Raw genomic sequence first — 14,672 nt, 5'->3', positions numbered from 1 at the left:
TTTGCGCCCTCGCAGCTGGGAGCGCTGGGGCGGAGGGACGTCCGACCCTCGCTTGGAGCGCCGAGACGGACGGACATTCGACCCTCGCTTGGAGCGCCGGGACGGACGGACGTCCGACCCTCGCGCATGGGCCGAAGGCCCGAGTCGCGAGGGCGTAAACGCGAGCCATAGGGGGGCCGCGAACACGCCGTGCCGAAGGCGCGGCACAATAAATACAGACAGAGGAGGGTGTACGGCAGTTTGAGTACCCACGTTCTCCGCTGTGATGGTGTCCCGGTGCCTATTGCGTTGGCTTCGCAGCCGACGACTTCGACTGATGCGATTCCGGATCCTGCTGTTGTCGATGATCTGTTGCCGGTGTTGGCTGCCGATAGTTTGCCGCGGCTCATCGTGTTGGGCGATGATGCCGCTTTGGCAGCTGTGTTGACGCATTTGATGCGTACGGAGCGGCTGCATGTCGAGGTCGGTTATGTGCCGGTGGAGAAGACGTATGGTTCGCGGGCGTATCAGTTGCGGACGGGTAATGCGGCGGCGAAGCAGGCGTTGGAGGGGCGGGCTTCGGAGGTTCCGTTGATTCGGGACGATACGGGCACGGTGTTGGTGGGGCGCGCGAAGATTGTGGGGGTTGGTGGGGAGAAGTTGGAGGGGGAGGCTTACGTGGATGATGCGAGGTTGTTTTCGGGGCGGGTGGCGGCGATGTTCGTGTCGCCGTCGATGGAGGCGCCGGGGGTGCGGGCGGCGGTGCAGAAGCGGGTGCGGAAGCGGCGTTGGTTGAGTGGCCGGGCGGTGCAGTTGGGGTCGCCGGGGGCGTTGGTGACGCGGGATGGTGTCGCTGGGGATCGTAAGGTGCCGCGGGCGAGTTTTTATCGGCATCACGAGCCTTGGTTGCTGGTGCGATGACTTTTCCTGCGCCCGCGCGGCGGCGTTTCGGCGCGGTGCGGCCGAGCCCGGTGTTTCTGCTGGTGGTTGCCGCTGCGGTGGCTGGTGGGGTGGTGGCGTGGGGTGCCGAGTTGGATTCGGTGCGGGCAAAGGCCGGGGTGTTCGTGCTGGTGGTGGCCGGTTGGGTGGTGAGTTTGTGTGTGCATGAGTTCGCGCATGCGTTTGTGGCGTGGCGGGCGGGGGATCGTGAGGTGGAGCTGCGCGGGTATTTGACGTTGAACCCGTTGAAGTACAGCCACCCGTTGTTGTCGATCGTTTTACCGTTGGTGTTCATCGCGTTGGGCGGTATCGGTTTGCCCGGTGGTGCGGTGTATGTGCATTCGCATAATTTCGATGTGCGAACGCAGCGGCTGATCAGCGGCGCAGGCCCGGCGGTGAACGTGGTGTGCGCGGTGGTATTGCTGGCGGTGGTCGCGGTGTTCGGTGGTTCCGGAGAGCATGCGGCGTTCTGGTTCGGGTTGAGTTTTCTGGCGTTTTTGCAGGTGACGGCGGCGTTGTTGAATTTGTTGCCGATTCCGGGCCTGGATGGGTACGGGATTGTGGAGCCGTCGTTGAGTTATCGAACGCGGCGCGGGCTCGAGCAGTTCAAGCCCTTCGGCATGTTGATCTTGTTCGCGTTGCTGTTCACGCCCGCGATCAACGCAGTGTTCTTCGATGCGGTGTATGCGCTGTACAGCTTGTCCGGGGTGCCGCCGCTGTGGTCACAGTGGGGCGGTTACCTCACTCGTTTCTGGACCTGACGCCGGGCCGCCCGGCTGGTCCGCCCCGGCGGCCCGGCTCTCCGCGTTCCGACCGCGCCACCCCTCGTAGGACCCGGTCGCTGCCACGTTATGGCGATAAGCCCTGGCGCACCCGAGTAGTGGACTACGCGAAGATCAGGTACGCCTGCTGCGTCGGACGCGGCTACACGCGCATTTCGGCCGGTCATCCGGAATCGGTTGAGTAGTCCGGATGCTCGCGCAAACTCAATTACGGGGAGTCACATAGGGGTTGGAGACGGTCGGCGGGAGCAGCGCGATCGCCGAAATACGTTGCAGACCGCATACCTGCATCAGATCGACCAGCGTGGACCGGATCTGCGCGAAAACGACATGCGCAGACAGGCCCGCGCCCGCTACCAGGTCTGGTTGGGCTTGTTTGGCGATGCTGCGCAGCACTCGCGCTCCTTCGGCACGGTCGGGTTGTTCTCCGGGGTCGGCCAGCATCACCTGGCGCAGCACGTCCACCGCATCGGACAGCTGCTGCACCATGTCGATCATGCGCGGGTCGAGGATTTCGTCATCGCGGACCAGGGTGAGCGAGCGGCGCAGCAGCACTCGGGTGTTGCGGACGGCGTTGTCGAGCGGGTCCGCAGCGGTTCTGATGTTTTCCAGTCGTTTACGCGAATTCCAGTACAGGGGTGAAATCCGGCTGATTTCCCTGCCGCCTTCCAGCGATCTACGCAAGGCGTCGAGCTGTGGTTGGGTGGCGCGTACCGCGGTGAGCGCGTCATGCAGTTTCTGCGGGTCCTGTTCGAGCAGGCCCGCCGCACCTTCGGACAGTGCCTTGCTCATCACGCCGAGGACCGCGGCGGCGTGCTCGCGGGCGCGGCGCACCGGGTGCAGCGGGATGGCGGCCACCACGACCACTCCGACCAGGCCGCCGATCAAGGCGTCGATCATGCGGGAGAAACCGCCGCCCGCTTCCGGCGGCATCAGGGTCGCGACCAGCACCGCCGATCCGGAAGCCTGCATGGCGATGATCGTGCCGCCGTCCATGAACACGGCCAAACCCATCGCGATGGCCACCACCAGCGCGATCTGCCATGTTCCTGTGCCGACTTGCGAGATGAACAGGTCGCCGATGCCGATACCGACCGCGACCCCGACCACCAGCTCCACCGAGCGCCGCAGCCGCGCTCCGAAGGAGATGCCGATGGACACCACCGCGGCGGTGGGCGCGAAGAAGGGCAGTTGGTGCCCGACCACTTCTTTGGCGAGGAACCAGGCAAGGGATGCGCCGACTGCACATTGCAGGATCGGCAGCGCAGACAGCCGCAGCCGGGTCAGGGATCGGCGCAATCGGTTTGCGCTTCCCACCCTGGCGAGTGTGGCTATCCGGGAATTTCCGTAGGACAAGGCAGCGATCAGTCGAGTCCCAGCTGGCTCGCGGCCTGGGGGTCGCAGTCTTCCAACAGGTCGAGGCAGCGGGCGTACTCATCGGTTTCGCCGACGGCGCGTGCCGCTTTGGCGAGCGCGCCGACGCTGCGCAGGAAACCACGGTTGGGTTCATGGCTCCACGGCACCGGGCCGAAACCCTTCCACCCGCTGCGGCGCAGCAGGTCGAGGCCGCGGTGATAACCGGTGCGGGCGAACGCATACGCAGCCACCACATCGTGGTTGATCGGTTCGGCGTCGTTTGCGGCGCGGGCTAGGGCGGCTTCGGCCAGATACGCCCATGCGATCGATGCGGCGGGATGGTCGGCCGCTACCCGGGCCGGATCCACGCCTTCGATCAGGGCGTCTTCGGCATCGGAGTTCTCCGGTAGCAGTACCGGTTGCGGGCCGAGCAGGTCACCGAACGAGGTCATGGGCTTCATTGTGCACCGGTTGTCCCGAGGCTCGATAGGCTGGCCATCGACTTCACAATGTTCTGCTTCAGCGAGGGGTAGTGGTGTCCGACCGGAACGACGACCAGAAAACGATGCGTGACCGCGCCGACTCCGACATACCGGCGCGTGACGACACGCGCACATCGTCTTCTGTAGACCGGACGTCGCAGGCAGGCACCCCCGGAAGCTCCGGCGGGTCTCCTCAGCGCCCTGCCCAGGGCAAACAGGACCAAGCGGCGAAACCCAGCGACGCGGCGGACCCTGGCGGCAAGCGGGAGGACGCGACGACCGAAGCCCTCCCCGCCACCGGCTCGGCTCGCGATGCCCGCGCAGCAGGCAAGGGTGCGCCGAGCGCTGGTCAGATCAACCCGGATGCGCCGACCAAGGAAATCCACGAACAAGCCGCGAGCAAGCCTTCCGGCCGTCCCATCCCGTCGATCGCGCACCCCGGCGCGGGCAGCGGCAAGCCGTCACCCGCAACCGGCAACCGACCCGCTTCCGGTAATCCCGCACCAAGCGTTGGTAAGCCGTCAATGGCGGCCGGTAACCGACCCGGCACCAGCAACCCCACCCCAGGCAGCGCAAAGCCGACACCCGCAACCGGCAACCAACCCGGCTCCAGTAATCCCGCACCAGGCGGCGACAAGCCGTCGATGGCGGCCGGTAACCGACCCGCTCCCGGCAACCCTGCCCCGGGCAGTGGCAAGCCGACACCCACAGCCGGTAGCCGACCCGCTTTCGGTAATCCCGCACCAAGTGGTGGCAAGCCGACACCCGCGACCGGTAACCAACCCGCTTCCGGCAACCCCGCCCCAAACGTTGGCAGCCCGTCGCCGACGGCCGGTAACCAACCCAGCATCAGCAACCCCACCCCAGACAGCGCAAAGCCGACACCCGCAACCGGCAACCAACCCGACTCCAGTAATCCCGCACCAGGCGGCGACAAGCCGTCAATGGCGGCCGGTAACCAATCCGACCACAGCAATCCCGCCTCGAGCAGCGGCAAGCCGTCCCCGACAACCGGTGACCGACCCGGTTCCGGCAATTCCGGTCTGGGCAGTGGCGATACGGCAGGCGGTGCGGCGGCTCCCGCGAGTGGTCCCGCGGCAGGAAGCGGAAAGGCAGTAGCGGGCAGTGGGCCGCGGTTCGGGGGGACCGGCGGCAAAGCGACCACTGGTCAGAGCGCGAGCAACGAGACCGCGGCCACTGTCGCCATCCCCAAAGCGGAGCAGGCGGGCGGTGACGGACCGGGCCGGGCGAAGAGCGCGGGTGAACGATCGCAGACTCTGTCGGATACCGCGAAAACCGGGCCGAGCAGCGCCGGGCGGGCAGCGGAAACAGCAGGAAACAGCGGCTCGCAGGTGTCGAACGCCGGTCCTGCGGCCGATCCGGGCGCGAAAACCGGGCCGAGCGGTACGGCCGAAGGCTCGGAGGCTGACACAGCAGAGGTGGCCGCCCAGAGCACCGAACAGGGTTCCGGTAAACCCGGCGGGAACAGCCTGAAGAACAGCCCTTGGGCCGCAGAGACGGGCCGAGCCGATGCTGGCAGCAGAGGCGCCCCCGCCGGGGCGAGCGATCCTGCCCGGTCGGGCAAGCAGGGCGGCGTGGGCTCCCCGAACACGCCAGGCGGCTCCGGCGACCGCGGAACAGCGAGTACCGGCGCGCCATCGGAAACGGGCACGCAAACCGGCGCACCGAACCGCGGATCCGGCACCGCGGGTGGACCGGGCAAGGGCGCTGCGAACGCACGGCCGGCGACCGAAGGCAGCGAACCCGAGGCGAGCGGCGGGCCGGAAGCAGCCGGGCCGAAACCTGGGGACCAGGGTGACCGAAAGGACGCCGCCCCCTCCACGGCAGCAGAGGCCGGCAGCGGGCCCGGTGACGAGCCGGCAGCCACCGGCGACAACGCTTCGCCCGATGCGAAGACGATGGTGCTGCCGATCGTCGGCTCCGCCGATGCCGAAACCATGGCGCTCCCGGTGCAGCGTCCCGACGCCGGGCGCACCGAGCGGATCAATATGGCCGATGCCAAGAAGCCTGGGCCGCAGGGGCACAGCGGTACGGATCGGGTGAGCGGCGGGCCGCGGCAGGCGCTGTCGAAACCACCGAGTACGCCGCGACCGGCGCCCGGACCCAAGCAGTCGGGTCCGGGCCCGCAGCCGGGCCCAGGTGGTCCGCAGCAGCGTCCGAGTGTGTCGCAGCAGCCGCCGAATCGGCCGCCGCATCAGGGCGCGCCACGGCCGCAGGCTTCTGCTCCTTCCCCCGCGGATATACAGCCGACGGTGGCGGCACACCAGGTGAGCGGTCCGCGTCCACAACCGCATCTGGCACAACCGCAGCGGGTCGGTCCCGCGCCCACTGCTGCCGAACCGGCGGCCGGGGGCGGTAAACCGAAACGGTGGCTGATCGTGGCCGGGGCCGCGGCAGTGCTCGTGGTCGCGCTGATTGCGGCGCTGGTGGTCGGTTCGGGTGACGATTCCCCGCAGGCGCAGATCCGCAACGTCATCACCTCCTACACTCAGGCGCTGGAGGACGGTGATCTGGCGGCGCTGCGTTCCGCGACGTGCGGGTCGCTGCACGACTTCTACCAGGGGTTGAGCGAGGACCAGTTCGCCGGTGTGCACCAGCAGTCGGTGGAGCAGGGTTCCATCCCCGAGGTAACCAGCGTGGACGCCATCCGGATCACCGACAACACGGCGATCGCGCAGGCCACGGTGCATACCGAGGCCGATCCGGCGACGTCGGCGCGGACTTTCGATCTGCAACACACCGACGACGGCTGGAAGGTGTGTGATCCGCCCGCAGGCACTCCGTAACCGTGGAACAAGATCCGGTATCGAAGGTCACAGTTCGACTGTGCCTGTCTGGTCGGTGGCCCGGTTCGTCAGTAGCATGCGCAGATCATGGGCAGGCAGCAAGCTTCGAAGGAGCCGGGCGCCGAGGTTGTGCCGGCGGCGGCACTGAATGGACGACGTTTCCGGGTCCGCGACCATTACGAAGTCGGCCGCGAAAAGATCCGGGAATTCGCCCGCGCCGTGCAGAACCGCCATCCGGCGCATCGGCAGGAAGAGCGGGCGAGCGAACTCGGCTACGACGCCCTCATCGCGCCGCCCACCTTTCCGTCGGTGATCGGGATGGCCGCGACCTCTGCGCTGTTGGATTCGGTGCTCACCGACTACGACCTGTCGCAGGTGCTGCAGACCGATCAGGTGTTCTATATGCACCGGCCCATGCTGGCGGGCGATCGGATCGTCAGCGAGGTGGAGATCACCTCGATCCGCCAGTTCGGTGACGGCGATTTCATTCATATCTCATTCGTGCTGAGCAATCAGGACGACGAGCCCGCGGTTGTCGGTTCCACCACGGTCGTAGCGCGCCGGGGGGCGCAGACCGACCCGCGGGTGGCCGAGGCCATCGAGAACATCATGATGCACGGCCACCGCCCGGCCCGTGCCGCCGCGGGGCTGGACGAGCTAGACCTGCTCGTCGAGCTCGAACCGCGGCCCGCCGACGCGCCCGTCCCGGTCCCGCCGCGTCTGCCGGTGCACACCGCCGTCGACTTCGACACGCTGTCCGTCGGCGACGAACTGGCGCTGGGCACTGTCGAACTGACCCGCGGCGACCTGGTCAACTATGCGGGCGTTTCCGCCGATGCGAACCCCATCCATTTCAGCGAGCACGCCGCGAGTGTGGCGGGATTGCCTGACGTGGTGGCACACGGACTGCTGACCATGGGGCTTGCAGCCGGTCAGCTGGCCTCCTGGCTCGACGATCCGACCGCGATCGAAAAGCTCAGCGTACGTTTCGCCGGTTTCGTACCGGTCGCCGCCGCCACACCGAGCGTTATCGATTTCACCGGCAAGATCAAGGCGCTCGACCCCGATCAGCGCATGGCGACGGTCGTGCTCGGCGGGCGATCCGGTGGTCGCAAGATCTTCGGCCGAGCCATTGCCGAGGTCCGGTTCTCCTGAGCCCGGTGCAGCGCCGCCCTAGTGCAGGGTCGCATGCATCAAGTAGACGTTGTAGTCGTTCCAGGTGCTGATGTTGAAGTACAGGTCCGCACCCGACGACCACGGGTGGATGAACCCGCCGTATAGCTCCGGATAATCGAGGACACTCACCATCGGGGTGCCCGGCGACCACACGCCCTGCGGTGAATCCGCCTCACGCACCACGATCGCGGCCTGCGCGGTGTCGAGGTAGCTCATCTGCCAGACACCACGACCGCTGTCGTAGCGGACCGATAGCTCCCCGGCCGGACCGTCGACCACCGGTACCGCCTCCGCTGCTCCGCCGATCGGTGTCCACGTGCCGTCGCGCCAATACTGGTAGGCGGTGGTGTTGAGGATCTCGTCTTCGGGCACCCTGGCCAACCCCACGGAGCCCAGGCGGGTGTTGGGGGTGCCGAACATGTAGACATAGCCGCCCTGCGGAACCATGGCGCTGACCTGGAAGTTCGCCAGCCCGAAAATATTGTCCCATCGGGCGTGCGGATCCTTGGTCCAGGTCTGGCCGCCGTCGTCGGAGTAGGCGATACCGCCGTAGTTGGTGAAGAATGTGCCGGGCAGGCTGTTCCAGGTGCGGATCGACATATAGCTCAGGTACTGCCGGTCGCCCAGGGCGAAACCCGAAGTGGGGATGGTGGTGACCTCGACGTTGTCGAGTTTGCGGCTGGAAAGCACCTCGGCGGCGTGGCAGCGGCCGTCGGTGACCATCCGGTCGTAGCTCATACCGTCGTCGAGTTTCCGGTCGGTGCTGAACGCGAGCACGTTGCTGCGCCAGTCCCCACCCATACCGCCCGGCGGATGGAAACCCCGGCCGACGGTATCGCCGAACGCGGTCGCGATCTCCCCCGGCGCGCTTTCCCACATGATGCCCAAGTCGGTGCCGTACACCTGCCAGCGTTTATCGGTCCGGTTCACCGAATGCGCGCCGGTCTGCTTGGCGACCTCCCGGACCGCGCCGACCTTCGGTGCGGGCCGCGCCGGGCTGAGCGGGGCGTCCTCGACCGGCGGCGTGACCGGCGGTGGTGGTGGCTCCGCCGGTCCCGGATCTGGGCCGGGTCCTGGTATGGCGAAGTGGAATGGTTTGGGGCTCAACAGGATTTCCGGGATGCCGAGCTGGTCGGCCAGGCTCGGCGGCGGTTCCGGCTGGTTGGTGAGATCAGGGCAGGGGTCGGTGCACGGGTCCGGCGGCAACGTCATCGAGGTCCGGATCGGCTCCGGTTCCGGCGGCGGGGGCGCCAGCACAGTGACCACCGGGTACGGGATCGGCACCTCGAGTTCGTCCGGGATCAGCGATTCATGCACCGGCGCAGGATCGCTCGCGCACGGCCCACTGCCCACAACACCGACAGCGATACCAGACGTCTCGGGGTCTGCTCCCGCAACCGGGAATTCGGCACACAACCCCGCCCCGAACACCACCGCACTGAGCACCGCCATCAGCCGCCTGGTCATGGTCCGCCCTTCGATTCGCCGAAGCACCGCCACAGGACACCCCGCACCAGCGACAGACCATACCTCCGCTACCGAGACATATCGGGGACCTGCACACGAGCCGCACGCCACACGACAACCAATGCCACCACCCCCGATGCCCCGCAAGCCAGAGCCTGCTGCAAAGCGGTCACGCACGGGCCGCAGCAAATGCACAACTACGCCTAAAAGCGCATGGCCGAAGCGAAGGCGGAGCTACACAGCCCGCACGCCCGAAGCGAAGGCGGCAGATAGGCAGACCACGCACAGCCGCACGTATCCAGAAGGTGCGCCTTGATGCGCATGGCCGGAGCGAATGCGGAGGTACGCGTACGCTTATCGCGCCGCCTGGAAAACCAGCACGGTCGAGCCGATGCGGATCTTATCGCCGTCCGACAGCAGCGCCGACTCATCGACCGGCTGTTCGTTGACGTAGACGCCGTTGGCCGAATGCAGGTCCTTGATCAGCAATCCGACCCGGCTCGGCACGATCTGCGCGTGGTACCGGCTGGCCTTGGGATCGTCGAGCACCAGGTCGTTATCGGTCATCCGGCCGATCCGCATACCGGCGGGCGCGACCACTGCCAGCCTGCCGTCGGGCAACCGCAGCTGTCCGCTGCGCACAGTGCGCGGTACTTCGGTCACCGTCTCGACCATCGCCGCCGACAGCCGCTCCGCGCGTTGGAATTCCACCGTATTCAGCGGTTCCTGGCGCAGTACTCGCTGCTCCAGTTCGGTCAGCTGCGGTCCCGGATCGATACCGAGTTCGTCGGCAAGTACGGTGCGTACCCGGCGGCAGGCATCGAGTGCGTCGGCCTGCCGCCCGGAAAGGTACAGCGCCGTGATCAACTGGCCCCACAGCGGTTCCCGCAGCGGATGCTCGGTAGTCATCGACACCAGTTCCCCGATAACCGACGAGGCGCGCCCGCAGGCGATTTCCGCGTCGATGCGGGCGGAAGCGGCCAGCAACCGCTCCTCATCCATTGCGGTGGCGAAACTGTCGGCGAACTGCAGTCCGGCCAGGTCTGCCAGCGCGTGGCCGTTCCATTCGCGAAGCGCCGCGGCGAACAGATGCGCCGCCGAGGTGTGGTCGCCTGAGGCGGCGGCGCGGGCGCCCGCATCTCTGGCCGCTTCGAAACGTCCCAGATCGCAGGCGTCGTCGGTGATCTCGAGTCGATAGCCCGATGATTCGGTGCGCAGCACCGGCGCCGGGTCCATTCCCGAATTACGTAGCGCTTTGCGGATATTCGAGACGAACACCTGCAGGCTGGCGACGTAGGAATCGGGGGGTTCGGAGTTCCAGACCATATCGGCCAGGGCCACCGACGACACTGCGCGCCGCCGGTTCACCGCCAAGGCGGCCAGCAGCGCTCGCGGCTTGGGCCCGCCGACTGCCACCGGCTCACCGCCGACGAGCAGCTGCACGGGCCCGAGCACGCGAACCTCTAAACTCATGTGCTGGGAGCGAAGCGCTGGATCAAGCGCTGATCGAACGCCCCGCGGACTTCAGGTCGTTGCACGCCTCCACGACGCGTTCCGCCATCGACAGTTCGGCCTTCTTCAGGTAGCTGCGCGGGTCGTAGGTCTTCTTGTTGCCGACCTCGCCGTCGATCTTGAGCACACCGTCGTAGTTGGAGAACATATGCGCGGCCACCGGGCGGGTGAACGCGTACTGGGTGTCGGTGTCGACGTTCATCTTGACAACGCCGTAGCGCAGCGAATCCTCGATCTCGGACTTCAGCGAGCCGGAACCGCCGTGGAACACGAAATCGAACGGCTGCGCGTCGGCGCCCAGGCCCAGCTTGGCGGCGGCCACGCGCTGACCTTCGGCCAGCACCTCGGGCTTGAGCACCACATTGCCGGGTTTGTACACACCGTGCACATTGCCGAAGGTGGCGGCGAGCAGGTATTTACCGTTCTCGCCTGCGCCGAGCGCGTCGATGGTCTTCTCGAAGTCGGCGGGCGAGGTGTAGAGCTTCTCGTTGATCTCCGCTTCGACGCCGTCCTCTTCACCGCCGACAACGCCGATCTCGACCTCGAGAATGATGTTGGCCGACTTGGCTGCCTTCAGCAGGTCCTGGGCGATCTGCAGGTTCTCGTCGATCGGGATGGCCGAGCCGTCCCACATATGCGACTGGAACAGCGGGTTCTGCCCGGCGTTGACTCGCTCCTGAGAGATGGCCAGCAGCGGCCGGACGAAACCGTCCAGTTTGTCCTTGGGGCAGTGGTCGGTGTGCAGGGCGATGGTGACGTCGTACTTGGCGGCCACCACATGCGCGAACTCGGCCAGGGCGACCGCACCGGTCACCATGTCCTTGACGCCCTGTCCGGAACCGAACTCCGCGCCACCGGTGGAGAACTGGATGATGCCGTCGCTGCCCGCTTCGGCGAAACCTTTGATGGCTGCGTTGATCGTCTCGGACGAGGTGCAGTTGATGGCAGGGAAGGCAAAGGAGTTCGCCTTGGCCCGACCGAGCATCTCGGCGTAGACCTCCGGAGTCGCGATGGGCACTGTGAAGACCTCCGTGTCGTGCGGCAGACGAGGGCGTCTGATGTCTGCCCATACCCTAAGCCAGCACGGTCACGCCCGGTATCAGGGGAGTGATTGCGCTGCCGTGGCCGCAGCTATAGCCAGGCACCCGGTACTGTGGTCCAGGTGATTGCGCTGGCAGCCCCCGACGCGGTGACAAGCAGACTCGCCTCGGTCGAGTTGCTCGACCCGATGCTCATGCTCACCGGATTTTCCCTGCTCACCGTGCTGTTCGTCGTTCTGCTCGGTGCTGCCGCACGCAGCGGAGAGCGGATAACCGAACGAGTGCCCGTGACGAAGGAAAGTGTTCGCTGATAGGTGTCCATGGCGTCTACTCCCCAAGCTCTCGGCAGTTTCGAACCGCTGATCTCCGCGGGGCCCGCTCTGGTTTGGACAGTGGTGCTCACTTTTGTGTTCCTGGAGTGCGCGTTCATCCTCGGCCTTTTCCTGCCGGGCGATTCGATGCTCATCACCGCGGGCGTGGTCATGGCCTCACACGCGACCGGCGAGGCACAGGTGTGGCTGTTGTCGGTGGGCGCGATGGTCGCGGCTGTCGCGGGTAATCAGATCGGCTATGTGGTCGGTGAGCGCACCGGGCAACATTTGGTGGCACGGAAGAACGGCCGCTACATCAACACCGAGAACCTGAGCCGGGTGGCGGAACTGCTGCAACGGCACGGGTTCTTCGCGGTGCTCGTCGCCCGCTGGATTCCCTGGGTGCGCACACTGTGCCCGATGGTGGCCGGCGCGGCAGGTATGGACCATCGCAGGTTCACGATCGCCAGCACCATCGGTGCGATCATCTGGGCGCCGGTGCTGCTGTTGATCGGCTACTACGCGGGTAACTTCCTGCAGCGGGTGTCGTGGCTGATGCCCGTGGTGCTCGTGGTGATGGTGGCCGGGTTGGTCATCGGCACCGCGCTCGGGATCCGACAGTACCGGCGGGAGATGGCGCAGCCTGCCGAGGATTTCGATCTGGACGCGGCAACAGTTCCGGAGCGCTGATCGTGCTGGTTGTGCTGGTCACAGCCCGGCGGCGCTCACGGCGTACGCGGCTTCCATCAGCATCCAGCCCGACAGCTGCACCGACATATCCCGCTCCGGCACCTTGGAGGGGGACACCGAGCCACCCTCGGTGAAGCGGCCCGCGCCCGTGCTGCTGCCGGGCAGCCGGGCAGGCCTGCCCCAGTCGTGGCCGAACAGCGGTTCCGCCTCCACCTCTAGCCGGTTCGACCAGGCGGCCGTTGCCGATGCGCGGACGATCGCTGCTGCGATATGCCGATCACTGACCTGTTCGCGTTGCTCACCGGGCAGCCTGAGGGCCACCGTGGCGAGATAGCGGATCAGGATGCCGTTGAACAGGCCGCCGTCCCCGCCGCCACCGCCGGTGACTACCAGGTTGTCGGTCAGATACTCCTCGACGGCGCCGAGCAGCCGGTGCACCCGGTCCAGATGTTCGCGGGCGCCGGTGCGCACCGCGAGCTCGGTTTCCAGGCCGAGCACCACCCCCTGGCAGTAGCTGAACACCGGACGTTCGACCTGGCCGGACGGCAGGTGGATACCGTCGAGGATCAGCCCGGTTTCCCGATCGCGCAGCACGGTATCGATCCAGTCGGCCATTTCGGCGGCGCGATCGTAGCGGCCTAGCCGGGCCAAAGCGATCGCAGCGGGACCGTTGGCGGGCGCATTGAAATAGTCCGAGCCGACCCGCCACGGGATTCCGCCGCCCTGTTCGGGTGCCCACGCATCGTAGAGCTGGCGTTCCAGCTGGATCAGCCCACCGCGTGCCAGTTCGGCGCCCTGGGTGCGTTCGGCGCGTTCCAGGGCGATTGCCAGCCAGGCCATATCGTCGTAGTACCGGTTGGTCCAGCCGGTGATGTTGCGGATGCGGTGTGCGCGGATGATGGCGGCGATACGCTTGCGCCTGGCGGGTGTCGGCGCCCTGGTTGCCGCGTCGGTGGCGCAGTCGATCAGATGAGCCTGCCACCAGTAGTGCCAGGTCAGGAAGAAACGCTCGCGTCTGGTCGCAGGCCAGCCCACCACCCCGAGCGACGTGCCGGGCAAACACCACAGCGGTCGCAGATGCCGGGACAGCAGCGCGGACTCGGCCGCATCGGCGCGCTGGGACCACATCGCGGAGGTCGCCTCCCCGTGCGGCCTGCGCTCCCTGGCTGGTTGGGGGCGTGGCGCGCCGATATCGTCGCTCCGCGAGGTCATAGGACAATGGTGCCAGGCCAAACCCGTTTTCCGCCGCTGAATTGTTACGAATCCGAGGCGCAATCGTACGCTGTTCGCCGGTTCGGTGCCCGGACGACGCTCAAGGCCACGCCGCGGTCAGGTCGGCGTGCTGGCGCACCCAGGTGTGCATAGCGATCCCCGCGGCCACCCCTGCGTTGATACTGCGGGTGGAACCGAACTGGGCAATGGAAACGGTCAGCACCGCGGCCTCGCGGGCGCCGTCGGTGACACCGGGGCCTTCCTGCCCGAACAGCAGCAAGCAGCGGCGCGGCAGCCGCACGGTTTCCAGCGGGACAGAACCGGGCACATTGTCCACCGCGACAACGCTGAGGTCCTCGGCATCGGCGAATTCGAGTAGTTCGGCGATACCGGGGTGGTGCCGGATGTGCTGGTAGCGGTCGGTCACCATCGCCCCGCGCCGATTCCAGCGGCGGCGGCCCACAATATGCACCGCGGCCGCGGCGAAGGCATTGGCGGTGCGGACCACGGTCCCGATATTGGCATCGTGGCCGAAGTTCTCGATCGCCACATGGAACGGGTGCCTGCGCCGGTCGATATCGGCGACGATCGCTTCCCGCGTCCAGTACCGGTAGGCATCGACCACATTGCGGCGGTCCCCCTGGGCGAGCAGCATCGGATCCAGGCGTGGATCGTCCGGGGGCGGGGTCCCATGCTCGTCGATCCACGGGCCGACACCACGCGGGTGTTCACCCCATTCAGTCGGGCCTGGCTGCTCATCGGCCGGGTCCGGCGCCTGCGGCGTCGTCTCCGGGACTGGGTTCGTCACTCCGACGATGCTAATTCCACGGTTGCGCGCGGCCACCGGGCCGGTGTGCACGGTCAGTCGGTCGTGATCGGCACGGTGAACGCCGCGTATAGCTCACGCCAGGAGCGCAGA

At 67.0% G+C, this 14,672-nt stretch carries 13 protein-coding genes; 6 read left to right on the top strand and 7 right to left on the bottom strand.

What is annotated here, in order from left to right; genetic code table 11:
* Window positions 1–240 precede the first annotated feature (240 nt).
* Together B0T44_RS12095 and B0T44_RS12090 are read left to right on the top strand one after the other, a co-directional pair.
* Window positions 241–900: a hypothetical protein gene (locus tag B0T44_RS12095; RefSeq protein ID WP_254854157.1), complete on the top strand. Its 660-nt coding sequence runs from the start codon at window positions 241–243 to the stop codon at window positions 898–900.
* Complete coding sequence (locus tag B0T44_RS12090) at window positions 897–1,679, top strand: site-2 protease family protein (protein ID WP_077115559.1); 783 nt, start codon at window positions 897–899, stop codon at window positions 1,677–1,679. Before B0T44_RS12095 ends, B0T44_RS12090 begins: the two co-directional genes overlap by 4 nt.
* A gap of 225 nt (window positions 1,680–1,904) precedes the next feature.
* On the opposite strand, the gene B0T44_RS12085 is transcribed toward B0T44_RS12090, so the two are convergent.
* The gene (locus tag B0T44_RS12085; RefSeq protein WP_245839531.1) at window positions 1,905–3,017 is read right to left on the bottom strand and encodes an FUSC family protein; all 1,113 of its coding nucleotides are present in this window, start codon (window positions 3,015–3,017) and stop codon (window positions 1,905–1,907) included.
* 47 nt (window positions 3,018–3,064) lie between these two features.
* Window positions 3,065–3,508: a DUF3151 domain-containing protein gene (locus B0T44_RS12080; RefSeq protein WP_077115557.1), complete on the bottom strand. Its 444-nt coding sequence runs from the start codon at window positions 3,506–3,508 to the stop codon at window positions 3,065–3,067.
* Between the two features lie 974 nt (window positions 3,509–4,482).
* On the opposite strand from B0T44_RS12080, the gene B0T44_RS28015 reads away from it, so the two are divergent.
* Window positions 4,483–6,345: an Rv0361 family membrane protein gene (locus tag B0T44_RS28015; RefSeq protein ID WP_254854156.1), complete on the top strand. Its 1,863-nt coding sequence runs from the start codon at window positions 4,483–4,485 to the stop codon at window positions 6,343–6,345.
* Between the two features lie 87 nt (window positions 6,346–6,432).
* Window positions 6,433–7,500 carry a fused (3R)-hydroxyacyl-ACP dehydratase subunits HadA/HadB gene (locus tag B0T44_RS12070; protein WP_077115556.1) on the top strand — a complete coding sequence of 356 codons (1,068 nt, stop codon included), beginning with the start codon at window positions 6,433–6,435 and terminating at the stop codon, window positions 7,498–7,500.
* Between the two features lie 18 nt (window positions 7,501–7,518).
* Here the strand turns inward: B0T44_RS12070 and B0T44_RS12065 are convergent, their stop codons facing one another.
* From B0T44_RS12065 to fbaA, 3 genes are all read right to left on the bottom strand, one after another.
* The gene (locus tag B0T44_RS12065) at window positions 7,519–8,988 is read right to left on the bottom strand and encodes a glycoside hydrolase family 183 protein (RefSeq protein ID WP_077115555.1); all 1,470 of its coding nucleotides are present in this window, start codon (window positions 8,986–8,988) and stop codon (window positions 7,519–7,521) included.
* A gap of 354 nt (window positions 8,989–9,342) precedes the next feature.
* The gene (locus B0T44_RS12060) at window positions 9,343–10,461 is read right to left on the bottom strand and encodes a BTAD domain-containing putative transcriptional regulator (protein WP_077115554.1); all 1,119 of its coding nucleotides are present in this window, start codon (window positions 10,459–10,461) and stop codon (window positions 9,343–9,345) included.
* A 22-nt stretch (window positions 10,462–10,483) separates the two neighbouring features.
* Window positions 10,484–11,518 carry a class II fructose-bisphosphate aldolase gene (gene fbaA, locus B0T44_RS12055; RefSeq protein WP_077115553.1) on the bottom strand — a complete coding sequence of 345 codons (1,035 nt, stop codon included), beginning with the start codon at window positions 11,516–11,518 and terminating at the stop codon, window positions 10,484–10,486.
* A gap of 144 nt (window positions 11,519–11,662) precedes the next feature.
* Here fbaA and B0T44_RS12050 point away from each other — a divergent pair, with 144 nt between their 5' ends.
* Window positions 11,663–11,851: a hypothetical protein gene (locus B0T44_RS12050; RefSeq protein WP_139347717.1), complete on the top strand. Its 189-nt coding sequence runs from the start codon at window positions 11,663–11,665 to the stop codon at window positions 11,849–11,851.
* A gap of 9 nt (window positions 11,852–11,860) precedes the next feature.
* Window positions 11,861–12,541, top strand: a complete 681-nt coding sequence (locus tag B0T44_RS12045; protein ID WP_077115551.1) for a DedA family protein — start codon at window positions 11,861–11,863, stop codon at window positions 12,539–12,541.
* 18 nt (window positions 12,542–12,559) lie between these two features.
* Here the strand turns inward: B0T44_RS12045 and B0T44_RS12040 are convergent, their stop codons facing one another.
* Both B0T44_RS12040 and B0T44_RS12035 read right to left on the bottom strand, forming a co-directional pair.
* Window positions 12,560–13,669: a glycoside hydrolase family 76 protein gene (locus tag B0T44_RS12040; RefSeq protein ID WP_077115550.1), complete on the bottom strand. Its 1,110-nt coding sequence runs from the start codon at window positions 13,667–13,669 to the stop codon at window positions 12,560–12,562.
* Window positions 13,670–13,853: 184 nt separating this feature from the next.
* The gene (locus B0T44_RS12035; protein ID WP_077115697.1) at window positions 13,854–14,561 is read right to left on the bottom strand and encodes a TrmH family RNA methyltransferase; all 708 of its coding nucleotides are present in this window, start codon (window positions 14,559–14,561) and stop codon (window positions 13,854–13,856) included.
* Window positions 14,562–14,672: the final 111 nt, after the last annotated feature.

It is taken from the genome of Nocardia donostiensis, assembly GCF_002081715.1.
GTDB lineage: Bacteria > Actinomycetota > Actinomycetes > Mycobacteriales > Mycobacteriaceae > Nocardia > Nocardia donostiensis.
Note: the sequence above shows the minus strand (reverse complement) of the source record. Positions and strands in the feature narration are given on the sequence as shown.